Source organism: Pseudomonas sp. LAMO17WK12:I10 (assembly GCF_900215185.1).
Lineage (GTDB): Bacteria > Pseudomonadota > Gammaproteobacteria > Pseudomonadales > Pseudomonadaceae > Aquipseudomonas > Aquipseudomonas chlororaphis.
This window is the reverse complement of the sequence record NZ_OBDX01000013.1, coordinates 146454-170312: the sequence shown is the minus strand read 5'-3', so window position 1 is coordinate 170312 and position 23859 is coordinate 146454. Positions and strand designations below refer to the sequence as shown.

Genomic DNA, 23859 nt, shown 5'->3' with positions numbered 1-23859 from the left:
TCGGCTCAAGGCTCATGGAGTCACCTCCTTGTCTTCGGTGCAGCCGGGGTAAATCGTGCAGCTACGGCCATCTGGCATTCTGAAGGTACTGAAGTCTTTGTAGTTGCCGTAGCAGAATGCATATTGGTCTTCGAATCCTTTGCCCATGCAACGCTTCCAACCACCGGGCACCTTGACCCAGGTGTCCTTCATATACGGCCTCTCCTCATCGGCCAGCTTGACTTTCATCTTCACGGTTTTACCCGGCAGCTCGTCGAGGGTATAGGCTGCGAAAGGTCGGGTTTTCAGCAGTTCGCCGGATGCATCGGTCTTTTTGCAGTCGAGGATTTTCACGAGACGGCGCAGTCCTCCAGACGTACGAAACAGCCATTGACACTGACCGGAAAACTCACTTTCCCCGGCGGCGTCGAACGTACCTTTAAACGCTTCCGGCAATTCTTCGCGCACCGAAACCCGGGCATACTCGCGCCCCAAGTCGCCCCAGTCCTTACCATAGGTTGCGTTGATTTCCAGCTCGACGTGATCGACCACCAGCTCGCACCCCTTGCGAGTCCGACGTATCTCGATTTGCGCATCCGGCTTGTATTCGGTGCGCCACTCGCGGTTGAACTGCGGCACCCGATTGTCTGCCGTCGGCACGGTGCAGGTTTGCCCTTTGGCGGGCACGTAATACACCGACGCGACATAGGCGAAGTCCGGTGGCAAGTCAGCCGTGAGGGTGAAGCTGCTGGACTTGCCCAGGGCGGCGCAGCCCTGTACCAGCGCCAGGCTGCTGACAAGAATCAGGCGTTGAAGGGTTCGGTTCATACGGCGGCATCTCCTTGCCAAAACTGCACTTGCTGATACACACGCTGAAAATGCGTCAGGGGTGTTTCGTCGAGTTGAGGTAACCAGGACTTAGGCACTGCTTCCCGCGGTGCTTGCAAACGTTGAACGAGCAGGAACCGGACTTGCTCAGGCGCCTGCCAGCCCCACGCGCGGGCCAACTCTAACTGAGCCTGTAGCCAGGTGTCCGCATCCTGTTGCCTGGCAAGTTCGGCCAGCCGCTCCATCTGCTCAACCATCAGGTAGCGCCGGGCGTTATCGATTCGTATGCCTGCCGTCGTGTCCGCGGTCGGCGGGACAGCGAGCCACGCCGGGGCGGGTGGTACCGGGTATTCGCCCGGGGCGGGATTGTAGGCGGCCGCCCATTGCCCATCCTGCCAGTAACACACGCTGGCTATCGGCCCGAGGAATTCGCTGCGTTGTTCGGGGCGCAGGTGTGCCAAGGCTCGCCCCAGGACACGATTGTCATGAAAACGATAGAGGGCCTGGTTCGGCCGCTCCCCCGTTACCAGGCGGGCGCGCCAATGGCGGGCCAGTTGATCCAGATCGCCGCTTGCGCTGCTGGCCAGCCAGCCCCAATGACGCTCCGGCGTTTTGAGCAAGACCTGGATCGCTGGATGATCCAGCGTATCGAGCTGAAAAAGGTATGGGCCTATTGCTGCCAGCGCGCTGGCGGGCGTACCGCTGTACAGATTGCTGTACTGGTCGTCGTCCCTCTCGTTGAGCAGCGCATTGCGCTCATCCAGCTGACCAACGGAATCCAGTATCAGGTAGAGGCGCTGGCCGAGCTCACCCTGGACGCGCATCCATTGTTCGGGCGTACTCATGCAACCTCTCCAATAGCGCACTGTCCGTCGCGGCAGGCTTCGCAGAGTGGGCAGAGGTCCGCAGCGCGTTGCCTGGCGGCGGCAACGAACGCCAACGAATTGGCAACGCTGGTCTGCGGCTCCTCGGCCAGTGCCTGTAGGGTCTGTTGCGGCGCAATCCCTGCCACCGGGGCTCCGCCCTGAACGATCGGCACGCTGCTGAAGATCCCCCCAGGGGTAATGACGATGTGCTGGCCGCCTGCTTTAAGCGTCAGGCTTGTACTCGCATCAACCACCACATGGGTGGCGGTGACGCGGGCCTGGGGCCCCGCTTGCACGACCCAGGTTCCGCCTATGGTGATGCTGCCATTGCCCGAGATGGAGAGCAGTTCATTGCCGCCGATCTGCGTGTTCCGTACGCCTTGGGTAGTGTGCAGTTCGTCACCCTTGACCAGGCTGGAGCTGTTGCTGTCCACCTGATCAAAGCGGTCGTTGCCGATCAGGCTATGGCTGTCCCGGGTGATCTGTTCGCGCCGGTCGTTGCCGATTTGGGTGTCGCTGTCGTTGAGGATCAGCTGCTCGATATCACGTTGCGCGCGCAGGTAGTTTTTTTCCTGCCCGGCACGGTCCTCGATCGACAGTTCGTTGTAGCCGCCACTGTCCGGCGTGCTGCGACTGCGTAACACGGTCTTGCTTTTGTTCGCCGGTAACGCGTAAGGCACGGGTGTGGTCTTGTTCGACACAACGCCCGTAATTAAAGGATTGTCCGGGTTGCCTTCGAGGAAGCTCACCACCACTTCCATGCCGATTCGCGGGATAGTCACTGCACCAAAGTTCTCCCCCGCCCAACTTGAAGAAACCCGCAACCAGCAGCTGCTTTTGTCGCTGCCCAGCTCCCGTCGGTCCCAATGGAGTTCGACCTTCACCCTGCCAAACTCATCGCAGAAGATTTCCTCGCCGGTCGGGCCGGTGACCCAGGCGGTCTGGCAGCCCAGCAAGGGCCGGCGGGTCAGCAGCGGCGGACGGAAGAACACGTCCCACGGAATCGCGGTGAAGCTGTTGCGATAGCCCTGGGTGAAGCCGTCTTCGGGCTGGGTGTCGCTGGTGACGGACTCTTCGAGTGACTGCGGTTGTCGGCCGCAATGCGTGACGCTCAGCAACAACCACAAGTCGTTGCAGCTGTTGCGCGGGTGTTCGGTCAGGTTGAAAAAGTGTCCGCTGCGCAGCGTCGGCTGATCGCTTTGGCCTTCGGCCAACTGGTAATCGACACGGTGCCGCTCCAGGGCCTGCCTGGCCAACACTCTGCCGCGCTCCAGCGTGGTGATAGGTACAGGGTAACTGTAGTCCTCAAGCACCGGCTGGAAGTCCGCGGTGAACTGGCTTTCGAGCAGCAGACTCGGACGTTTCAGATCGTAATCGCGACGCGTCACGGTGCTGGTACGAGTGCTGAAGCGCTGGGAGAACCGGCTGACCACCGGATGGTCCGCTACCGTGCCGGTGTCCTGCTGATAGGGTGTATCCCCCAACAGGGGGAAACAGGTCTGGTCATCGGTGAACACCAGCCGATGGCCCTCCGCCGAGTGCTGGTGGTGCCAGGCGATGCCGTCCTCGGCGCACAGCCTCTGGACAAAATCGAAATCGCTTTCCCCGTACTGGGTGCAGTATTCGCGCTCCGGACTGGTGCTGACATTGAAGGTGTAGACGTCGGCCTGGATGCCGTGGCCACCCAGCACCTGGGCGATGATTTGCGGCACTGTCAGGTGCTGGAAGATCCGCTGGTTGCAGCTGAATTGCAGGTAGTGCAGCACCGGCACCAGGGTCAGGTGATAGCGCGTCAGGCGCTTGCCTGCCTCGCCCACGTACAGGTCTTCGATATGCCCATGAAGGCCTTCGCCGTTCAGCCCGAACCGAAGGAAGGCCGGCTGATTGAGCAGGCTCTCCAGGTCGACGTCAGGGTTCTCGCTGACCAGCTCGACGCGGATCCCATAGAGAGCGCTGAGGGCTTCGGTGCCGTCGAAAGCCAGTACCTTGAAGTCATGGCGGACGGCTGGGATCGACAGCGTGAAGTGCGCGGTGTTGGCGGGCGCAAACATTTAGCTTTTCCTTAAGCGAGACAGCGGGCCTTTCAATGACCCGGAGCAAATGGCTGGCAGGACATTAGCAATGTCGCCCCCCAACGTCTGCGGGACTTTACTTAAAGTCGATGGGGATTTTGAGAGGATTCCAAGGGCCGGATAGGCGTCAGGCGGTCGGCAGTCAGGTCAGGTTTCGCAAAGCACCGGCATAGGTTGAACTCGTCCAAGCAATTGACAAACCTGCTGTATCAGACTGCGGCGTAGTCCAGCAAACTTCGGTACTGGAATCATCGTGAAAATAAAAAACGCCGGGGGGCAAAACCTCCCGGCGTTTTTTTATGGATCAGGCGCAGGTCGCCGAACCACTCAGGCCTCGATGAACGCCAGCAGGTCGGCGTTGAGCTGATCCTTGTGGGTGTCGGTCAGGCCATGGGGCGCGCCTGGGTAGACCAGCAGCTTCGCGCCCTTGACCAGCTTGGCCGAGGCGATGCCGGCGGCTTCGATCGGCACGATCTGGTCGGCGTCGCCGTGCACCACCAGGGTCGGCACGTCGAACTTCTTCAGGTCTTCGGTGAAGTCGGTTTCGGAGAAGGCCTTGATGCAGTCATAGGCGTTCTTGTGGCCCGCCGTCATGCCCTGCATCCAGAACCAGTCGATCATGCCCTGGGACGGCTTGGCGCCAGGCTGGTTGAAGCCGAAGAACGGCCCGCTGGCGACGTCCTTGTACAGCTGCGAACGGTCGGCCAGGGACGCTTCGCGCAGGCCGTCGAAGACCTCGATCGGCAGGCCGCCGGGGTTGGCCGCGGTCCTGAGCATTAGTGGCGGCACCGCGGAAATCAGCCCGGCCTTGGCGACCCGCGCCGTGCCGTGGCGACCGATGTAGCGCGCCACTTCGCCACCGCCGGTGGAGAAGCCGAACAGCACCGCGTCTTGCAGGTCCAGGTGTTCGATCAACTGTGCCAGGTCGTCGGCGTAGGTGTCCATCTCGTTGCCCGACCAAGGCTGGCTGGAACGGCCATGCCCGCGACGGTCATGGGCGATGACCCGGTAGCCCCTGGATGCCAGGAAGATCATCTGCGACTCCCAGCTGTCGGCATTCAGCGGCCAGCCATGGCTGAAGACGACGGGTTGGCCGCTGCCCCAGTCCTTGTAATAGATCTCGGTACCGTCGCGGGTGGTGAATGTACTCATGGCGTTTTTGCTCCTTCAGGGGGTGGGGTGACTCAAATCGATGAATGGCCCAGGCGCTCGGCCAGGCGCGCCACCCGCTCGCCCAGGTGCGCGGCGGTGCGGCGGTCTTCCAGGGGCGGCGCGTGTTCGGGGGACTGTTCGACATTCGACTGGGCCATGGCGCCCAGGGAACTGCCGAGGCGATTCAACTGGCCATCGAACACCCCGCGGCTGGAACGCGCCGGCAGCAGGTCGAGGCCGACCCAGATCATCGAGTGCTGGGCCGCGAAGACCGCCATCTGCACCAGGGTGTTGAGCTTGTCGCCACACAGGCAACCGGAATTGGTGAAGCCGGCGGCGAGCTTGTCGCGCCAGGGCTGGGCCAGGTAGAACGCCGCGCTGGCCTCCATGAACCCCTTGAAGGGCGCCGAGGCGCTGCCCATGTAGGTCGGGGCGCCGAAGATGATGGCATCGGCCTGGTGCAGGCACTCCCACTGGTCGTGCACCTCCTCCACCGGAATCAGCCGGCAGGCGCTGCCCAAGTGGCTCTCCACCCCCTGGGCCACGGCTTCGGCCATGACCCGGGTATGGCCATAGCCACTGTGATAGACCACCACCACCTTGCTCATTCCGGCATCCTCCAGAGGTGTTCATCCCTTTTTTCCTGCGCGCGGCACGCCCGGCCGTCCCTGCGGTTGGCGACCGTGAAGGTCTGGAGTTTTGGCCGTAGGGCGGACCCAGGGCGAGTTAAACGTTGTTAATTTTCAAGGGCCCAGGCACCACCCCTGCCCGCTCGTCGCCAAGGCCACGACCAATAAATACGGGACCCATCGCTGGCAAGAAGATTGCTGCGGCTAGCGCACTCGAGGCACGCCCGTCCGCGTTGCGTTGCGTTGTTCAGGAAACCTGAGGAACATGCTCGAAAACCGCGGGATAGAAGGCCGTGCCCTTCGTCCGCCCGCCCCGCGCAGGTGCCACGGGGAGGATAAAAAAACAGCAACAGGAGTGAGCCGTTGACCCTACCCCCCGAACAGGTTGTGCATTTCGGCCCCTACCGGATCTACCCGGGGCAACGCCTGATACTGGAAGCCGAGCGGCCCTTGCGCCTGGGCCGCCGCTCCATGGACATCCTGCTGATCCTGCTGGAGCACGCCGGCGAGGTGGTCAGCAAGCAGCAACTGATCGCCCGGGTCTGGCCAAGGAGCGTGGTCGAAGACACCAACCTGCGGGTGCACATGGCGGCGCTGCGCAAGGCCCTGGGCGACGGCCAGGCCGGCCAGCGCTACATCGTCACCGTGGCCCAGCGCGGCTACAGCTTCGTCGCGCCCTTCTCCCTGGAACCCTTCGCCCCCGAGCGCTTCGAGCAAGGCCCCAAGGACCCTTCGGCCGAGCCGGGCGGGCATAACCTGCCGGTGCGCCGCACCCGCCTGATCGGGCGCCAGGCCCTGGTGGACAATGTGATGACGCAACTGGCGCGCCAGCGCTTCATCACCCTGGTCGGCCCCGGCGGCATCGGCAAGACCACCGTGGCCCTGCGGGTCGCCGAACAGCTGATCGGCCAGTACCGGGACGGCATCCGCCTGCTGGACCTGGCCCCGCTCAACGACCCGCGGATGATCACCAGCCACCTGGCGACCCTGCTCGACCTGGCGCTGCACGACGACGAACCGCTGGCCAGCCTGGCGAACTTCCTGCGCGAGCGGCAGATGCTGCTGGTGATCGACAACTGCGAGCACCTGCTCGATGCCATTGCACCGCTCTGCGAAAGCATCCTGCGCGCGGCGCCGCAGGTGCATGTCCTGGCCACCAGCCGCGAGAGCCTGCGCGCCGAGGGCGAATTCGTGCAACGCCTGGAATCCCTGGATTGCCCACCGCCCATCGCGGTGCTGGACCGCGACCAGGCCCTGACCTTCTCGGCCCTGCAATTGTTCGTCGAGCGGGCGATGGCCAGCCACGACAGCTTCGAACTGAGCCAGGACGAACTGCCCCTGGCGATCGAGATCTGCCGGCGCCTGGACGGCATTCCCCTGGCCATCGAGCTGGCCGCCGCCCAGGTCGGCAACCTGGGGCTCGCGGGCCTGCTCAGCCAGTTGCACGGCAGTTTTCGCCTGCTGACCCAGGGCTGCCAGGTCACCCCGGGCCGTCATCAGACCCTGCGCGCCACCCTGGACTGGAGCTTCGAACTGCTCAGCACCTGCGAGCAGACCTGCCTGCGCCGGCTGGGCGTGTTCAGGGGCGGCTTCACCCTGCCATCGGCCGCAGCGGTGATCGTCGACGCGCACATCGAAGCCAGCGTGGTTTTTACCGCGATCACTCAGTTGGTGGCCAAGTCCCTGCTGAACGTGGAGGTCGGCGACGAGGAAGTGTTCTATCGCCTGCTGGACACCACCCGCAGCTATGCCCTGGAAAAACTCGAGCAGGCCGCCGAACTGCCGGCTACCCGCAGGCGGCACGCCGAACGTTGCCTGGCCTTGATGCATCAGGCCCGGGACGACTGGGAGCAGACGCCCTCGACGCTCTGGATCGAGCGTCACGCCCGCAGCCTGGAAGACATCCGGGTGGCTCTCGACTGGGGCTTGAATGCCCAGGGTCCGCAACAGCTGGCGATCCACCTGGCCGCGGCCTCCGCACCGCTGTGGCAGGAGCTGTCGCTGCTCAAGGAACACGGCGGCTATGTGCGCCAGGCCCTGGCCCTGCTGCACGCGGCGGGCGAGGCCTGCCCGCGCCTGACCCAGGCCCTCAAGCTGGCCCTCGGCAGCGCCTGCTACCACACCCAGGGCAACAGCACCGAGGCCATCGAGGCCTTCGTCGCGGCCAGGGCCCTGGCCGAAAGCACCGACGACGTGGCCGCCCAGCTCAAGGCGGTGTCCGGGCACATGGCGGTCAACCTCAGTTGCGGTCACTACCAACTGGCCCTGGAGCAAAGCCGGCAGTTCGACCACCTGGCGCTGCGCGATGCCGGCCCTGCCGCGATGTCCCTCAGCACCCAGCGCCTGCAGGTGCTGGCCCTGCACTTTGCCGGCGATCAGCCGCAGGCCCGGGACAAGGCCGAGCAAGTCATCCAGCTGATGGCCCAGAGCGGGCATATGAACCGCTTCACCCGCGGCTTCGGCGTGCAGTACGACCAGAGCGTCGCCGCCCTGACGATCCTGGCGCGGATCCTCTGGCTGCAAGGCCACCCGGAAAAAGCCTGGCGCACCGCGCGCCAGGCCCTGGACATCGCCCTGCAGATCAACCACGGCACGTCCATCTGCTACACCCTGGCCCTGGCCGGCTGCCTGATCGCCCACTACAACGGTGACGCCGCGACTGCCCGCGAACTCCTGCGCCTGCTGCTGGAGCAGGCGCAGAAGCATTCGGTGCTGCTGTTCTACACCTGGGGCCGGCACTACGCGCAGGTCATCGAAGGCGCCCCGGAGTTCTCGCCGCCGCAATCCGGCACCGGGCTGATCGGGGAAATCATGGTGACCCTGGACGGCGCTTTCATCGACAACGCCTTGCTGCAACGGGCCGAAAGCGGCACGGCCGGCTGGAGCACGGCGGAGATCCTGCGCGCCAGGGCCGAGGCGCTGCTGACCGACAATGCGCCTGACGCCGCCGAAGCGGTGCTGCACCAGGCGTTGGCTGTGGCCAGGGCCCAGGGCGCGCTGACCTGGGAGTTGCGCAGCGCCACCTCGCTGGCCCGGCTCTGGCAGCGCCAGGGCCAGGCCCGGCGCGCCCATGAGCTGCTCGAACCGCTCTATGCCCGCTTCACCGAGGGTTTTGCCACGCCGGACCTAACCCGCGTCCGGGAACTGCTCGATGAGCTGCAACGACAGGTGCCGGACTGACAGCCAGCGGGCCTTGCCGATGGCGTGGGCATGCCGCCTTTCGAACACCCGCAACTGCCCGCTGTGTTCCAGCTTTTGCAGCGCGTAGGCGCGGGTGGTGTCGAGAAAGCGGTAATGCGCCGTGCCCTGGCCCTGCTCCACCGCCAGCAGCGATTTGCGCGCCAGCTGCGCCATCACCTCGGCCACGCACTCGGGCCGCAGCACCGCACAGCTGATGACGTCGGTGGCGGCCCGCACGGTGAAGGCCGTGTCGAACACCGCCAGGCGCTGCAACAGGGTCTGCTCCAGCGGGCTCAGCCGTTGATAGCTCCAGTCCAGGGCGGACTTGAGCGTCTGATGCCGGGCCACGGCCGTGCGCCGGCCCTGGGTCAACAGTTGAAAGCAGTTGTCCAGCTGCGCTTGCAGCCCCACCAGCGCCAACGCGTCGATCTGCGCCGCCGCCAGTTCGATGGCCAATGGCAAGCCATCGAGCCGGCGGCAGATCTCGCGCACCGCCCTCAGGTCCTGTTCCCGCAAGGCAAAGCCTTGCTGGCGCGCCCGGGCACAGCTGACGAACAGCTGCACCGCCGAATGGCTCATGACCTCGGCCACGCTGTGCAACGACGAGGCCGGCGGCACCGACAAGGCCGCCAGGCCATGCACGGTCTCCCCCGCAGCCTGTAGCGGCTCGCGGCTGGTGGCCAGGATCGACAGCCGTGGCGCCGAGGCCAGTAACTGCTCCACCACGCCCTGGCAGCGTTCGAGCAGGTGCTCGCAATTGTCCAGCACCAGCAAGGCATGCCGGGTTGCCAGCGCCTCCAGGCCGGCGTCCAGTTCGAGGCTGTGCCTGACGTGCTCGACCAGTTGCGCCGGGTCGTCGATGCTCGCCAGATCGACGAACCACACGCCGTCGCGGTAGTGCTGCAACAGCAGCTCGGCGACCCGCAGCGCGACCGTGGTCTTGCCGATCCCCGCCGGACCGACCAGGGTCATGAACCGGCGCACCGGCAGTTGTCGGACCAGGCTGCCGACCACCGGGTCGCGACCGATGACCGGGGTCAGCCGTGCCGGTAGGTTGTGCTGGGGCCTCTGCAGGTTCGCGAGCGCGAGCGGCTCTGCTTGCGACTCGCGCAGCACCGGGGCGCTGAAGCAATAACCGCGCTGTGGAATGTTGACGATGTAGCGCTGCCCGTCCTGGCCGTCGCCGAGGGCGCGGCGCAGGGCGGCGATGTGCACGCGCAGGTTGATGTCCTCGACCACCGAGTCCGGCCAGACGCAGGCGATCAATTCGTCCTTGCCCACCACCTGGCCGGCGCGCTCGACCAGCACCCGCAGGATGTCCAGGGCACGCCCGCCCATGCGTAACGGCCGGTCGCCGTCGAGGACCAGCCGCTGCCGCAGGTGGAAGGCGTAGGGGCCGAACCGCAGCAGCCCATCGCTGTTCAAATCTCTGATGCTGTTCATGCCCATCCACGTGCTGGAAACCCGGCCCGGCGCCAGGCTCCCGCACCTCCATTTCCGAGAGTTCCCCGGTATCTTGGCAGGCACCGATGACGGTACAACCGCCCTGGAGGGAGCGTCACGGCCATCGCGGTGCGCCAGACGGACAAGCCGGCGCTAGCTGAACTGTTCGCGGTACTGGGTGGGGGTCAGGCCGAGCTTTTCGCCGAACAGGAAGCGCATGTGCCGCACGCTGCCGAAGCCGCTTTTGTAGGCCACGGTCTTGAGCGGCAGGTCGCTGGTCTCCAGCAGGTTCCGGGCGCGGTCGATGCGCGCGCTTTGCAGGAACTCCATGGGCGTCATGTTCACTTCCCGGGCAAACACCCGGGCGAAATGCCGCGTACTCATGTTCGCCAGGCTGGCCATGCGCTCGATGCTGAAGGCTTCGTCCAGGTGTTCGAGCACATGGTTCTGCACCCGGGTCACCGGCGTCTCCTGCGGCGCCACCGTGGCCATCAACGGGCTGAACTGCGCCTGCCCGCCCTGGCGCTTCATCACCACCAGCAACACCTTGGCCACGTCCTGGGCAACTTTCTTGCCGTGGTCCCGGGCGACCACCGCCAGCGCCAGATCGATGCCGGCGGTGACCCCGCCCGAGGTGATCAGGTTGCGGTCCTCGACGAAGATCTGGTCGGTCTCCACCGTCGCCTCGGGGAAGGCCCGGATCAGGCGTTCCGTGTAGTGCCAGTGGGTCGTCACCCGATAACCGTCGAGCAACCCGGCATGCCCGAGGATGAAGGCCCCGGTACAGATCGAGCCATAGACCGCCGAGCGGCGCACGGCCGCCGCCAGCCAGTCGAGCAAGGGGCGGTGCTTTTCGTTGTAGGCCCCCGGCCCCCCGGGCACCAGCAGCAGGTCATAGCTGCCGCGCGCCTGGTCGATATGCAGATCGGCCTGCACCTTGACGCCGTTGGAGGCGCGCAACGGACCGTGCTCGGTGCCGATCGTCGAGAGCTGGTAATGGTCCTTCGGCTCCAGATAACGGTTGGCGATGGAAAACACCTCCATGGGCCCGGCCATGTCGAGCAGGAGAAAGTCCGGAAACAACACCATTGCCACGGTCTTCATGGGTAAATATCACTGATATCAAAGGGTTGGAAGCATAACGCCGACCTTGGACATTATGCCCGGACGGCGCGCGCTCATCGGACAAGAATACGTGATTCATCGCACAAAATTGTCAACCTGAACGGGACAGTATTTCAGTTTCCATCTACTTATTGCGCCGCAGGGTAAACATTAGCCTTCTCCTCAACCGGACGAATTCCCGTTCCGACAGGAGATTCCCTCATGCTGACCCTTCGCAAAGCCTCTGATCGCGGCGCCGCCAACCACGGTTGGTTGAAGTCGTTCCATACCTTTTCCTTCGCCAACTATCGCAACCCACGGGAACAGGGTTTTTCCGACCTGCTGGTGATCAACGACGATCGGGTCGCCGCCGGCAAAGGCTTCGGCCAACACCCGCACCGAGACATGGAGATTTTCTCCTACGTGCTCGAAGGCGCCCTGGAACACAAGGACACCCTGGGCACCGGTTCGGTGATCCGCCCTGGCGACGTGCAACTGATGAGCGCCGGCAGCGGCGTGGCGCACAGCGAGTACAACCACTCGGCCACCCAGCCGGTGCACTTCCTGCAGATCTGGATCGTGCCGAACGTCAGCGGCGCCAAGCCGCGTTACCAGCAAGAGCATTTCAGCCCGCAGCAAAAACGCGGCCGCCTGCAACTGATCATCTCCCCCGAGGGGGCCGACGGCTCGCTGCAGGTGCGCCAGGATGCGCGGGTGTATGCCGGGCTGATCGACGGCCAGGAAAGCGCCACCCTCAAGCTTGACGCCAACCGCTACGCCTATGTGCATGTGGCCCGCGGCTCGGTCGACCTCAACGGCCTGCTCTTGCAGGAAGGCGATGGCGTGCGGGTGCGCCAGGAGCAGGCGCTGACCTTGAGCAACGGCGTGGATGCCGAAGTGCTGGTGTTCGATCTGCGGGCGCAGGAACTGCCGGAAATGCCGTGACCGGCACCGGCCCGGGGGCTTGCGTCCCCGGGCCTTTTTTCGACATTGACAGGCGGCCAGGGGCCGGTGAAAGCCCTCGACCGCAGCGGCTGACAGCCGCTAGCGCCTATTCGTTCGCGTCAACCAGCCTGACCAAGTTGCACAGGGGGGGGTCGCCTTTTTCCCCTGCCCCTCTGCGGCCGTTCGGCCGGCACGCGATGCGCTCCCGCCTCAAAACGTCTGCGCTGCTCCCTGGCTTCGCGCCCCATCCAGCAACGCATCCACCACCGCCCGCGCCATCTCCACTGAGTGGATCATCGACCAGATCAAGCCTCGCTCGATGCCGCTGGCACTGGTGATCTCATCCGCCGTCTCCTCGGCGCACTTGAGCAACAACGACACATGCAACAACGCCTCCTCGGCGCTGACGCCAGGGCGAACGGCGAATAGCGGACGGCCGTTGCCGTCGCGACAGCCGAAAGAGCTGCTGCCGGTTTCCCGCAAGGCACGGTGCAAAGGCTCACCCTCGACGCGACTTTCCAGTGCCTGGCGAAGGGTTTGATTGGGAATTTCCAGCTGAACTATTTGTTCTCGGCTGGGCGAAAGAATGGGCGGATCGGGGACGATCTTTTTCATGACGCGGCTCCTTCTTTGATGAAGACCGCCAGCATCACTTGCAGATGATGGGTGGCGGCTACGTGCAGGTCTGCAAGACCGGGAAGAAGAAGCAAACCCGGCAGACCCGAAAGTCTCCCGCACGCAGCCACCATAAATCGCGATGAGATCTCAACGATCCTGGGTGTGCGTCCAGCGCTTCTTGCTTGTTCGGGCTTGCAGTCCCGGCCGCTGATTTTGCAGCGACCGGGGCAGCCTAGCCCCGAACATTCAACAGGCACAAGACGCCAAAACCGCAGAAATGTAACCCGGCGATTCTCTCGGAAATGCCCTACAAATCAAAGAGAAAAACCGCTCAAACCGTGAGCTTTTTTCACGAGCAATCGAGCGTCGACCGGCTGCTCCTACAAAGGCCAAATGCACAACCTGAGAACGCCCCAATCCCTGTAGCCGCTGCCGCAGGCTGCGATAGGACCGAAGGTCCTCCAGCGATCTCAAGACCCAGCGCCCGCTACGCGGTCGAATGCACAACCTGAGAACGCCCAATCCCTGTAACCGCTGCCGCAGGCTGCGATAGGACCGAAGGTCCTCCAGCGGTCTCAAGACCCAGCGCCCGCTACGTCGGAATGCCGCCCAGATCGATCGCAGCCTGCGGCAGCGGCTACAGGTACGTGAAAGCCCGCATCCGACCACCAGATGCCCCTTCAGCCCTGCCCCTTGAGCAAATGACGGATCCGGATCTTCACCCCGTCGCTCTGGAAGCGGCGGGCGGCGGCCTCGATCTTCAGCTCGGCGCGGGTCACCCGCTCGTGGTGGCGCAGGTGGCCGACCCAGGATTCGTCGAAGAACATCTCGCACCACAGGCGCGGGTTTTCGCTGTCCTGCAGCAGGCACCAGGAAAACGAACCGTTGCGCTGGCGCATGCGCCGCACCGGGTTCATCGCCTGCTGGAAGGCTTGGGCGTGTTCGGGGGCGATGTCGTATTCCAGGCTGATCATCACCGGCCCGCGTTCCAGGTCCTGGTCGTCACTGAGCAGCGGTTGCGGCCAGTGCAGCGACGGCGCCAGGTCTTCGGCGCTGCGCTGGGGCAAGCCGACCCGCCAGGTCAGCCCGACCCCGGCCAGCAGCACCGCTGCCGCCAGGCTCAGGGCAACGCTCATGGACAACAGGCTGGCCACCCAGCCCCAGAGCAACCCGCCCAAGGCCATGCTGCCGAAGAACATCAGGATATACACCGCCAGCGCTCGTGCCCGCACCCAGGCCGGCACCGAGGTCTGGGCCGCCACCTGGAAACTCGAGAGCACGGCGATCCAGGCGCCGCCGCTGATCAGCATCACCGGGATCAACAGATAGAAGTCGCGCAGCCAGGCCAGGGCGAACAGCACCAGGGCGTAGGTCACGCTGGCCAGCGCCACCAGGCGATCCACCGCCAGGCGCTGGCGCAGCTTTGGCAACAGCATTGCCCCCAGCACGGCGCCGAGGCCGACGCTGCCGAGCAACACGCCGAACTGGGTCGCGCTGCCCTGCAACTCGCCGCGCACGATCAACGGCAGCAAGGACATGCCGGCGCTGGCGCCGAAGAAGAACCCCAGGGTACGAATCAGCACCCGTTGCAGAGGGTGGGAACTGCGGGCGTAGCGCCAGCCCACGCGGATCGCACTGAACAGCCGCTCCGCCGGCAACACCGCGACCTTCGGCTCGCGCCGCCAGCAGGCGAGCACGGCGATCACCGCAAAGAACGACAGCGCATTCACCGCGAAGGTCGCCCAGGGACCGGCCATACTCACCAGGACACCGGCGATGGCCGGGCCGACGGCGCGCGCCACGTTGGTCCCGACGCTGCTCAAGGCGATGGCCGCGGGCAATTCGCCGGCGGGCACCAGTTCCGGGGTCAGGGCCGACCAGGCCGGCATCATCAGGGCCGTGCCGATGCCCATGGCCAGGGTCAACAGCAGCAACAAGGGCACCGTCATCAGGCCGCTGAGGGTCAGGAACGCCAGGAGCATGGCGACGCTGGCCATCCAGCCCTGCACCAACAACAGGTAGCAGCGCTTGTCGACGATATCGGCCAGCGCCCCCGCCGGCAGCGCGAGGAAAAACATCGGCGCCGCGGCGGCCACCTGCACCAGCGCCACCGTCATCGGGCTGGCCGACAGCGAGGTCATCAGCCAGCCGGCGCCCACCTCGTGCATCCAGGTACCGATGTTCGAGGCGATGCTGGCCAGCCACAGCCCGCGAAACAGGCCATGCTTGAGCGGGCTCCAGGGCGAAAGGGAGGCCGCGCTACGGGAGGAATCGAGGGTCTGTTTCATGACGGTCCTTGAGTCGTGGGAAGGGTTTGCAGTCCGGGCGTTTTTGCGCGCCAACGACCTCCGGCCGACGCAAGCGGGTTGCGTCGACCGGAGGTCATTCGCGGCAGGCTTACTTGACCTGACGCTGCGGTGCCTTGTGCACCATGGTGTAGGCATAGTCCACGCCCATGCCGTAGGCACCGCTGTGTTCGCGCACCAGATCCATCACCGCGTCGTAGGTTTCCTTGTGCGCCCAGTCGCGCTGGAACTCGAGCAGTACTTGCTGCCAGGTCACCGGCACCGCGCCGGCCTGGATCATGCGCTGCACCGACATGTCGTGGGCTTCCTGGCTGGTGCCGCCGGAAGCGTCGGTGACGATGTACACCTCATAACCTTCGGCCAGGGCTTCCAGGGCCGGGAAGTTCAGGCAGACCTCGGTCCACAGCGCGGCCATGATCAGTTTCTTGCGCCCGGTGGCCTTGACTGCTTCCACCAGTTTCTTGTCTTCCCAGGAGTTCATCGAGGTGCGCTCGATCGGCTGGTGGTCGGGGAACACGCTGAGCAGCTCCGGCCAGATGTAGCCGCTGAAGCTCTCGGTTTCCACCGAGGTAAAGATGGTCGGCACGTTGAAGATCTTCGCCGCCTTGGCCAGGCCCACGGTGTTGTTCTTCAGGGTCTGGCGGTCGATCGACTGCACGCCGAAGGACATCTGCGGCTGGTGGTCGATCAGGATCAGGGCGGAGTTGCTTGGGTTGAGCAGTTCACGGATAGACATGGCGCGTTCCTTTTGCTGTCGAGTAGGTTCAAGCGTTGAGTGGCACAATTCGGGGGCTCGGCGCGGGTTCCGCTGGGGAGGCTTTGCTGCCGGCTTGGTGGCTAATTTAGGGGCTGGAATAAAAAGCAACAATTCCCTAAAATCGAGAATCATTGATTCCAAAAAAGGGACAGTCATGGATCGCATCGAATGCATGCGCGCGTTTGTCGTCACGGTGGATGCCAACGGCTTCGCCGCCGCGGCCCGGGCCATGGACGTGCCGCGCTCGAAAGTCAGCAAACAGATCCAGGCGCTGGAGGAAGCCATCGGCGTGCAGCTGCTGCACCGCACCACCCGCAGCCTGCACCTGACCGAAGCCGGCGCCGAGTACTACGAGTCGGCGCGGGAAGTCCTGGCCGCCGTGGACGAGGCCGAACAACGGGCGCGGGACGGCATCGGCGAATTGCGCGGGGTGCTGCGGGTCAACGCGCCGATGTCCTTCGGCCTGCGCCGCCTCGGGCCACTGGTGCCGCTATTCCATGAACAGCACCCGAACATCGAATTGCAGCTGGTGCTCAGCGACCAGCAAGTGGACCCGGTGCGCGGCGGCTTCGATGTGACCATTCGCATCGCCAGCCTGGCCGACTCGTCGATGGTCGCCAAGCTGCTGGCCCCGGCGCCGCGGATCATGGTGGCCTCGCCGGATTACCTGAAGCGCGCCGGCACCCCGCAGACGCCCCGCGACCTGACCGCCCACCAGTGCCTGAACTATGGCTACCTGCAAAGCGGGGTCAGCCTGCAGTTGAGCAACGGCAAGGACACCCAGCGCGTCCACGTCACCGGCCCGCTGCACGCCAACAACGGCGACCTGCTGGCCCAGGCCGCCGAGGCCGGCATGGGCATCGCCCTGTTGCCCGACTTCATCGTCGCCGACGCCCTGGCCGCCGGCCGCCTGGTGCCGGTGCTGTGCGAATGGCAGGCGCCGCCGATCAGCATCCACGCGGTGTACCCGTCCGCCCGGCGCGTGCCGCAGAAGACCCGGGCCTTTATCGAGTTCCTGGTCGCCCAACTGGCCGACAAAGCGCCCGTGCTGCCGTAGGTACGCGATCCAGGCGACGCCGTGCGGCAGGTACACCGCTTCGCGAGCACGCTCGCTCCTACCAGGACCGGGCGGCGCGGGATGTGGCGGCGATGGACCTACACTGAAGGCATACACCTCGGCATTCGTGAGGGGCCATCATGCGTAACTCTCCCCAACTCGCGGCGCTCAGCCTGATCGCGACCCTCGCCTACCTCGGCCTGGCCATCCTCGGCATGGGCGGACCGGTGGCGTTTTTCTCCCACCCGGCATTGTGGGTCATTACCCTGTCCCTGCTGGCCATGGCCTTTGTTGCCCAGTTCAGCGAAGGCAACCTGAGCCCCGGCAAACAGGAAGACCGGGAAAACCGCTGGGTCCTCGTCGCCTTCGGCCTCCTCGGGCTGTTGCTCGCCTTTCTCCCCGCCTATACCGACCGCCTGCATTTCTGGACCTTTGGCAGTGCCGACATACGCTGGCTGGGCGTGGTGTTCTTTATCGGCGGCGGCATCTTGCGGCTGTGGCCGGTGTTCGTGCTGGGCAAGCGCTTCAGTGGCCTGGTGGCGATCCAGCCCGGCCACAAGTTGGTGACCACCGGCATCTACGGCACCCTGCGCAACCCGAGCTACCTGGGGCTGCTGATCAATTGCGTGGGCTGGGCCCTGGCCTTTCGCTCCGGGGTCGGCCTGCTGCTGACCGCCTTGATGCTGATCCCGCTGATCGCCCGCATCCACGCCGAAGAAGCCTTGCTGCGCAAAGAGTTCGGCAAGCAATACGACCTTTACTGCGCCTACACCTGGCGCCTGCTGCCCTGGATCTACTGAGGACTTTTTCCGTCGCGTTGCCGGGGGCGGTGTTAAATATTTTGTGACGCGCCCCTTGGCAGCGAGGACCAGTCCCGGTAAAACGGTGAACCTCACTTGCACGAAATGTCCGTGAATTCTTGACGAGATCCGCCGGCCGATGAACGCCTTGTGTTGCCGCCCGCCCTGCCAGCCCCGCGCTGCTGCCCCGTGCAGCCGCCTCGGCATCGGCATTGGAACGGCAACAACGCAACGCACCCACGGCGATCTCCACGACACCCCCGGGGACCTGCGATGAAACTGCTGGTCAACCTGCCCATGGCCCTGTGCCGCTCCCGCCTGCGTCATTCCTCGCGCCCTCCGGACCTCTCGCTTTCGCTCTGAACGCGTCCCTCTGCGCGTCGAGCCTTGCCGCCTTGCTATCTGCCATTGCAACCGGGCCCTGCCGGCGCCGCTGCATGAACCGAACCTGCGCGCCGCCATGGCGCAAGCGAGAGAACCATGAAATTTGCAGCCCTTGACGAGGCCCGTAGCTTCCTGGCCGCCAACCCCGATATCGACATGATCGAGCTGTTCATCCTCGACGCCAACGGCGTGCCGCGCGGCAAGCTGTTGCACCGCGAGGAACTGCTGGCGGTCTATGAAAGCGGCCGGCCGCTGCCCAGCACCATCCTCGGCCTGACCCTGCAGGGCGACGACGTGGAAAACTCCGGGCTGGTCTGGGACGTCGGCGATATCGACTGCCGCGCCTACCCCCTGGCCGGCAGCCTGGTGCGCCTGCCGTGGCGGCAGATCCCCACCGCCGCGGTGCAGGTCAGCATGCACCCGCAGGAAGGCCTGCCCGCCAGCATCGCCGACCCGCGCCACCTGCTGATCAAGGTCATCGACCAACTCAAGGCCGAGGGTTATCACCCGGTGATGGCCTGCGAGCTGGAGTTCTACCTGCTGGACGCCAAGCGCGACAGCAACGGCCGCCCGCAACCGGCGCTGGACGCCGACGGCGGCCGGCCACGGCACACCCAGGTCTATGGCTTGCGCGAGCTGGAGCAGATCGAACCCTTCCTCGCCGACCTCTACGCCGCCTGCAAACTGCAAGGCATCCCGGCGCGCACGGCGATCTCCGAATACGCCCCGGGCCAGGTGGAAATCACCCTGGAACACGGCGACGCCCTGGAGGCCATGGACCAGGCGGTGCGCTACAAACGCCTGGTCAAGGCGGTGGCCCACCGGCACGGAATGCAGGCGACCTTTATGGCCAAGCCCTTCGATGACCTGGCGGGCACCGGCATGCACATGCATGTGAGCATCGCCGACGCCGAGGGCCACAACCTGTTCGCCGCCGAAGACCCGGCCGGCACCCCGCTGCTGCGCCAGGCGGTGGGCGGCATGCTCGCGTCGCTGCTCGACTCGCTGCTGCTGTTTTGCCCCAACGCCAACTCCTACCGCCGCTTCCAGGCCAACAGCTACGCGCCGCTGGCGCCGACCTGGGGCGTCGACAACCGCACCGTAAGCCTGCGGGTGCCGGGTGGCCCGGCCAACAGCCGACATATCGAGCACCGCATCTGCGGCGCCGACGCCAACCCCTACCTGGCCGCCGCGGCGATCCTCGCCGGGGTCCATCGCGGCCTGCGCGAACAGCTCGATCCGGGCGATCCGGTGCAAGGCAACGGCTATGCCCAGGCCAGCGAACTGCTGCCCACCGACTGGCTGACCTCGCTGACCGCCCTGGAGAACTCCACCTGGGCCCGCGACGCCCTGGGCAGCGAATTCCTCGGCGTCTACCTGGCGGTCAAGCGCGCCGAATACCGCCAGTTCATGGCCGAAGTCGGCGAGCAGGACTGGCGCTGGTACCTGACCCAGGCGTGACGCGCTGGCCGGCGTCACGGCGCCGGCCCGGCCCCAATAAAAATTCGAGAACAGCCCATGACAGCCGCACTCAATCTGGTCACACCGGCAGCCGAACGCAGCCCTTCGTATTACAGCGCCACCCTGAATCAGGAAACCCATTACCCGACCCTGCAAGGCACTCATCAGGTCGACGTGGTGATCATCGGCGGCGGTTTCACCGGCGTCGCCAGCGCCGTGGAACTGGCGGAAAAAGGCCTGAAAGTGGCCATCGTCGAGAGCCACAAAATCGGCTGGGGCGCCACCGGGCGCAATGGCGGCCAGGTCACCGGCAGCCTGTCCGGCGACGAGGCCATGCGCAAGCAGATGCGCCGCACCCTGGGCGACGAAGTCGACGATTTCATCTGGCAGTTGCGTTGGCGCGGGCACCGGATCATCCGCCAGCGCGTGGACAACTACGCCATCGCCTGCGACCTCAAGCACGGCCACCTGCACGCTGCCTACAAGCCCAGCCACCTCGCCGGCCTGCGCGCCGACTACGAAGAAGCGGTACGCCGCGGCATGGGCGACGAGGTCAGCCTGCTGGACCAGCAACAGCTGCGCGAGGTGCTGGACAGCCCGCTGTACCACGGCGCGATCAAGAACACCCGCAACCTGCACCTGCATCCGCTGAACCTGTGCATCGGTGAAGCCCGCGCCGCCGAGAGCCTCGGCGCGCTGATCTTCGAGCACAGCGAAGTGCTGCAGATTGTCCACGGCGAGCGCCCGGCGGTGATCACCGCCCAGGGCCGCATCGACGCCAAACAGGTGCTGCTGGCCGGCGACGTCTACCACAAGCTGGAGCCGAAACAACTCAAGGGCAAGATCTTCCCGGCCATGGGCGGCATCGTCACCACCGCGCCCCTGGGCGACCTGGCCAAGCGCCTCAACCCCCAGGACCTGGCGGTCTACGACTGCCGCTTTGTGCTCGACTATTACCGCATGACCGCCGATGGCCGCCTGCTGTTCGGCGGCGGCGCCAACTACAGCGGCAAGGATTCGCGGGACATCGCCGGCGAACTGCGTCCCTGCATCGAACGCACCTTCCCGGCGCTCAAGGGCGTGGCCATCGACTTCCAGTGGAGCTGCGCCATGGGCATCGTGATCAACCGCATCCCGCAGCTGGGCAAGCTCTCGGACAACGTCTGGTATTGCCAGGGCTACTCCGGGCACGGCATCGCCACCAGCCACATCATGGGCGAGATCATGGCCCAGGCCATCACCGGGCACCTCGAGCACTACGACACCTTCGCCGCCTGCCAGCACATCCGCGTGCCCTTCGGCGACCAGCTGGGCAACCCGATGCTGGCGGCGGGCATGTGGTACTACCAGATGCTCGAACGGTTGCGCTAAGGCCCCGTACTCCTCGCTTCTGTAGGAGCGAAGCTTGCTCGCGATGGCCTCCTTGAGATCGCCATCGCCGGCAAGCCAAGGCGGGTCAGGCGGGGGTGCGCGGCAAGGCGCGTTTGTGGGCGGTGCGGTGGTAGGCGGTTTCGATCAGATGGCGCACGGCATCGGACACCGGCTCGCCCATCAGGTAGGCGTCGATCTCGGCGTAGCTGCAGCCATAAGCCGTTTCGTCCAGCTTGCCCGGCGCCAGTTCTTCAAGGTCCGCCGTGGGGGCCTTGTGCACCAGATGCCCGGGGGCGCCAAGCGCCTCGGCCAGCGCGCGCACCTGGGTCTTGGTCAGGCCCGACAGCGGAGCCAGGTCGCAGGCACCGTCGCCGTATTTGGTGAAAAACCCCATCAGGGCCTCGGCACCATGGTCGGTCCCCACCACCAGGCCGTTGCTGAAGTTGGCGACCGCATACTGCGCCAGCATCCGCGCCCGCGCCTTGACGTTGCTCTTGGCGAAGTCGGTCAGTTCGGCCGACGGCCGCAAGCCATCGATCCGCACCTGGCTCATCAGACCGTCGACGCTGTCGGCAATGTTGCAGGTGCTGACCGAGTCCGGGCGGATAAAGTCCAGGGAGGCCTGGGCATCGCTTTCGTCAGCCTGGCTTTTATAGGGCAGGCGCATGGCGATAAAACGGGTGTCGTGCCCTGCCCCGCGCATCTGCTCCACCGCCAGCTGGCACAGGCGGCCAGCGGTCAGGGAATCGACGCCACCGCTGATGCCCAACACCAGGGCCTGGCCGCCGGACTCGCGCAACACCTGCTGGATGAAGTCCACGCGCCGGATGATTTCCGCGGCTTCGTCTCCGCGCGCCAGTTGCCGATCGATGCCCAGCTCCCGGGCAATTCGTTCTTGGGTTTGGCTGCTCATATCAGGCCTCCAGGGGCGAGTTGCTGAGGTTGACGTTGAACACCTGCGCCGCGTACCTGAGGAACGACGGGTCTTCGCAGACGTTCTTGATCGGGTCATCGGAGAACTTCACCACCGGTTCGCCATGCACTCGCACCAGCTTCATCACAATGCTCAGCGGCTCGACGTCTTCGACGTCGCAGGCCAGGCTGGTGCCCATGCCGAAACCGAACCGGGCCTGGCCACGCACATGGCGCAGGATCGGCAGGCATTTCTCGAAGTTCAGGCCGTCGGAGAACATCAGGTCCTTGCTCCGTGGATCGATGCTCAGTTCCCGGTAGCGGGCCAGGACCTTGTCGGCCCAGGCAATCGGGTCCCCGGAATCCTGGCGCAGGCCGTCGTAGAGCTTGGCGAAGTACAGGTCGAAGTCCTTGAGAAAGAAGTCCGTACTGATGCAGTCGGTCAGGGCAATGCCCAGGCGTCCGCGGTATTCGCGCACCCAGTTTTCCAGCGCCGTGTTCTGACTCTCCCGCAGCCGTCCCAGTTGCTGGTGCACCATCAACCACTGGTGGGCCATGGTGCCGATCAGCGGCAGGTCGAACTCGTAGGCCAGGTGGGCGTTGCTGGTGCCGACGAAGACCCCGGGGAAGTCGCTGCGCATGATCTTCACCACCTCGCGCTGGGCCTTGAACGACAGACGCCGACGCGTAGAGAAGTCCGAGACCCGCAGCTCGGCGAGTTCTTCGCGGCTGGAGTTTTTCTCCAGCCATTCGAATTTCTGATAGAGCCGGCGGGTGACGTCCGCAAGCTCCACCTCCGGATACCTGTCGCGGTTGCGCAACTCACTGACCATGGCCAGCACCGGCTGCTCGAACATGATGCAGTGCAACATCGGGCCGCGGACGCGAATGCTCAGTTGGCCATCGACCGCCGCCACGTGGATGTAGCGCAGGTTGAAACGGAACAGGCCGAGAAACTGCTCGAAGTCCGGGGTCAGGTACTCGCGAAAACGCTTGTTGAACAGAAAGCGCTGTTCACCTTCGCGCATCTGCAGGCTGGCGAGCTTTTCCAGTTCCTGGCGGATCTGCGGGATCAGATGCACCAGGGACTCTCTGGAGCGGACGATGAACTGGTATTCCACATCGACATTGGGGTGCTGGTGCAGCACCGCCTGCATCATGGTGAAGGTGTAGTAGTCGGTGTCCAGCAGGCTCTGGATCACGCCATTGTTACGGTCAAATGCACTTTCCATGGTGACTCCTCAGGCACTGGCCAATCTGGCGGTTTCTTCGCGGGTCGCGGCCACCGCGATACCCGCTTGTTGCATCTCGTCGATCGCCTGGGTGGCGCCCTCTGCGCTGATGGCGCGGCATGCCGGCAGATGGATGATCACCTTGAAGCCGGCGGCGGCCAGTTGCAGGGCGGTGGTCTTGACGCAGAAATCCAGGGCCAGGCCGCCGACGATGACCCGTTGCACACCCTGGCTGTCGAGGTATTCGATGACCCCGGTGGACAGCTTGCCGTGCAGGTCGTGGTAGCAGGCGCCGTAGGGGTGCAGGTCCGGCTCCACGCCCTTCCACACGAAGTAGTCGTAGTCATAGGGCGTCGGCAATTCGTCCAGCAGGGCGAACCCTTCGGTGCCCGGTACGCAGTGGCTGACCCAGGTCAGGTCGGCATGCTCCAGGCCGGTGGGCTGGAGCATCTGCCCGGGCTCGGCCACCACCCAGGGGGCCTGGGGGCTGTGGGCGTCCTTGCTGCCGATGCGCAGGCTGGCCAGGGTCGCCATGAAATTCAGCTCGCCACCGATGCGGTCGCCCTCGGCCACGGGCAGTTCGTCCGGGCACAGCGGGGTGAAGCTCTTTTGTGCATCGACATCGAAGGAAGCGGTCTTCATCGTTTGGCTGCTCATGCTGGTTTCTCCTTTGCATGGAGCCAAAAGTACATGTCATGTACTTTAAAGACAACCCCCTTTGACTCCGTTTTTTATTTCATCGATCCGAATCAAACAATATAAA

At 64.9% G+C, this 23859-nt stretch carries 19 protein-coding genes; 6 read left to right on the top strand and 13 right to left on the bottom strand.

The window, feature by feature from the left end:
- Positions 1–12: 12 nt before the first annotated feature.
- The 5 genes from CRO75_RS16285 to CRO75_RS16265 all read right to left on the bottom strand — a co-directional run bounded on the left by CRO75_RS16285 (position 13) and on the right by CRO75_RS16265 (position 5505).
- Entirely contained in the window at positions 13–807 is a 795-nt protein-coding gene (locus CRO75_RS16285) for a hypothetical protein (RefSeq protein ID WP_097136792.1), read from the bottom strand.
- Positions 804–1652 carry a DUF4123 domain-containing protein gene (locus tag CRO75_RS16280; protein ID WP_097136789.1) on the bottom strand — a complete coding sequence of 283 codons (849 nt, stop codon included), beginning with the start codon at positions 1650–1652 and terminating at the stop codon, positions 804–806. Before CRO75_RS16280 ends, CRO75_RS16285 begins: the two co-directional genes overlap by 4 nt.
- The gene (locus CRO75_RS16275; protein ID WP_097136787.1) at positions 1649–3724 is read right to left on the bottom strand and encodes a type VI secretion system tip protein VgrG; all 2076 of its coding nucleotides are present in this window, start codon (positions 3722–3724) and stop codon (positions 1649–1651) included. The genes CRO75_RS16280 and CRO75_RS16275 overlap by 4 nt, the downstream gene beginning before the upstream one ends.
- A 348-nt stretch (positions 3725–4072) precedes the next feature.
- Positions 4073–4897: an alpha/beta hydrolase gene (locus CRO75_RS16270; protein WP_097136785.1), complete on the bottom strand. Its 825-nt coding sequence runs from the start codon at positions 4895–4897 to the stop codon at positions 4073–4075.
- A 32-nt stretch (positions 4898–4929) separates the two neighbouring features.
- A complete protein-coding gene (locus tag CRO75_RS16265) occupies positions 4930–5505 on the bottom strand; it encodes a flavodoxin family protein (protein ID WP_097136783.1) in 576 nt (191 codons plus the stop codon).
- Positions 5506–5889: 384 nt separating this feature from the next.
- Here CRO75_RS16265 and CRO75_RS16260 point away from each other — a divergent pair, with 384 nt between their 5' ends.
- Positions 5890–8706, top strand: coding sequence for a winged helix-turn-helix domain-containing protein (locus CRO75_RS16260; RefSeq protein ID WP_097136782.1), 2817 nt, complete (start codon positions 5890–5892; stop codon positions 8704–8706).
- On the opposite strand, the gene CRO75_RS16255 is transcribed toward CRO75_RS16260, so the two are convergent.
- Together CRO75_RS16255 and CRO75_RS16250 are read right to left on the bottom strand one after the other, a co-directional pair.
- Entirely contained in the window at positions 8653–10149 is a 1497-nt protein-coding gene (locus CRO75_RS16255) for a winged helix-turn-helix domain-containing protein (RefSeq protein ID WP_097136819.1), read from the bottom strand. The genes CRO75_RS16260 and CRO75_RS16255 overlap by 54 nt on opposite strands.
- A 153-nt stretch (positions 10150–10302) precedes the next feature.
- The gene (locus CRO75_RS16250) at positions 10303–11253 is read right to left on the bottom strand and encodes a GlxA family transcriptional regulator (protein ID WP_097136779.1); all 951 of its coding nucleotides are present in this window, start codon (positions 11251–11253) and stop codon (positions 10303–10305) included.
- A 222-nt stretch (positions 11254–11475) separates the two neighbouring features.
- Here CRO75_RS16250 and CRO75_RS16245 point away from each other — a divergent pair, with 222 nt between their 5' ends.
- Positions 11476–12198, top strand: a complete 723-nt coding sequence (locus CRO75_RS16245; protein WP_097136778.1) for a pirin family protein — start codon at positions 11476–11478, stop codon at positions 12196–12198.
- A gap of 210 nt (positions 12199–12408) precedes the next feature.
- Here the strand turns inward: CRO75_RS16245 and CRO75_RS16240 are convergent, their stop codons facing one another.
- The 3 genes from CRO75_RS16240 to CRO75_RS16230 all read right to left on the bottom strand — a co-directional run bounded on the left by CRO75_RS16240 (position 12409) and on the right by CRO75_RS16230 (position 15858).
- Positions 12409–12813: a DUF3077 domain-containing protein gene (locus tag CRO75_RS16240; protein ID WP_097136775.1), complete on the bottom strand. Its 405-nt coding sequence runs from the start codon at positions 12811–12813 to the stop codon at positions 12409–12411.
- A 683-nt stretch (positions 12814–13496) separates the two neighbouring features.
- Positions 13497–15104, bottom strand: coding sequence for an MFS transporter (locus CRO75_RS16235; protein WP_097136773.1), 1608 nt, complete (start codon positions 15102–15104; stop codon positions 13497–13499).
- A gap of 109 nt (positions 15105–15213) precedes the next feature.
- The gene (locus tag CRO75_RS16230) at positions 15214–15858 is read right to left on the bottom strand and encodes a hydrolase (RefSeq protein WP_009048370.1); all 645 of its coding nucleotides are present in this window, start codon (positions 15856–15858) and stop codon (positions 15214–15216) included.
- Positions 15859–16033: 175 nt separating this feature from the next.
- Between CRO75_RS16230 and CRO75_RS16225 the strand changes: the two genes are divergently transcribed.
- The 4 genes from CRO75_RS16225 to CRO75_RS16210 all read left to right on the top strand — a co-directional run bounded on the left by CRO75_RS16225 (position 16034) and on the right by CRO75_RS16210 (position 20952).
- Positions 16034–16936: a LysR family transcriptional regulator gene (locus CRO75_RS16225; RefSeq protein WP_053260645.1), complete on the top strand. Its 903-nt coding sequence runs from the start codon at positions 16034–16036 to the stop codon at positions 16934–16936.
- Between the two features lie 140 nt (positions 16937–17076).
- Entirely contained in the window at positions 17077–17736 is a 660-nt protein-coding gene (locus CRO75_RS16220; protein ID WP_097136771.1) for an isoprenylcysteine carboxylmethyltransferase family protein, read from the top strand.
- 480 nt (positions 17737–18216) lie between these two features.
- Positions 18217–19581 carry a glutamine synthetase family protein gene (locus CRO75_RS16215; protein WP_097136769.1) on the top strand — a complete coding sequence of 455 codons (1365 nt, stop codon included), beginning with the start codon at positions 18217–18219 and terminating at the stop codon, positions 19579–19581.
- A 57-nt stretch (positions 19582–19638) separates the two neighbouring features.
- Entirely contained in the window at positions 19639–20952 is a 1314-nt protein-coding gene (locus tag CRO75_RS16210) for an FAD-binding oxidoreductase (RefSeq protein ID WP_097136767.1), read from the top strand.
- Positions 20953–21037: 85 nt separating this feature from the next.
- Here CRO75_RS16210 and nadE read toward each other — a convergent pair whose 3' ends face one another.
- The 3 genes from nadE to CRO75_RS16195 are packed head-to-tail and all read right to left on the bottom strand — an operon-like array spanning position 21038 to position 23753.
- Entirely contained in the window at positions 21038–21865 is an 828-nt protein-coding gene (nadE, locus tag CRO75_RS16205) for an ammonia-dependent NAD(+) synthetase (protein ID WP_097136765.1), read from the bottom strand.
- Between the two features lies 1 nt (position 21866).
- Positions 21867–23096, bottom strand: a complete 1230-nt coding sequence (gene pncB / locus CRO75_RS16200; protein WP_097136763.1) for a nicotinate phosphoribosyltransferase — start codon at positions 23094–23096, stop codon at positions 21867–21869.
- A 9-nt stretch (positions 23097–23105) separates the two neighbouring features.
- Positions 23106–23753 (bottom strand): nicotinamidase, encoded by a 648-nt coding sequence (locus CRO75_RS16195; protein WP_097136761.1) that lies wholly within the window; start codon positions 23751–23753, stop codon positions 23106–23108.
- Positions 23754–23859 lie beyond the last annotated feature (106 nt).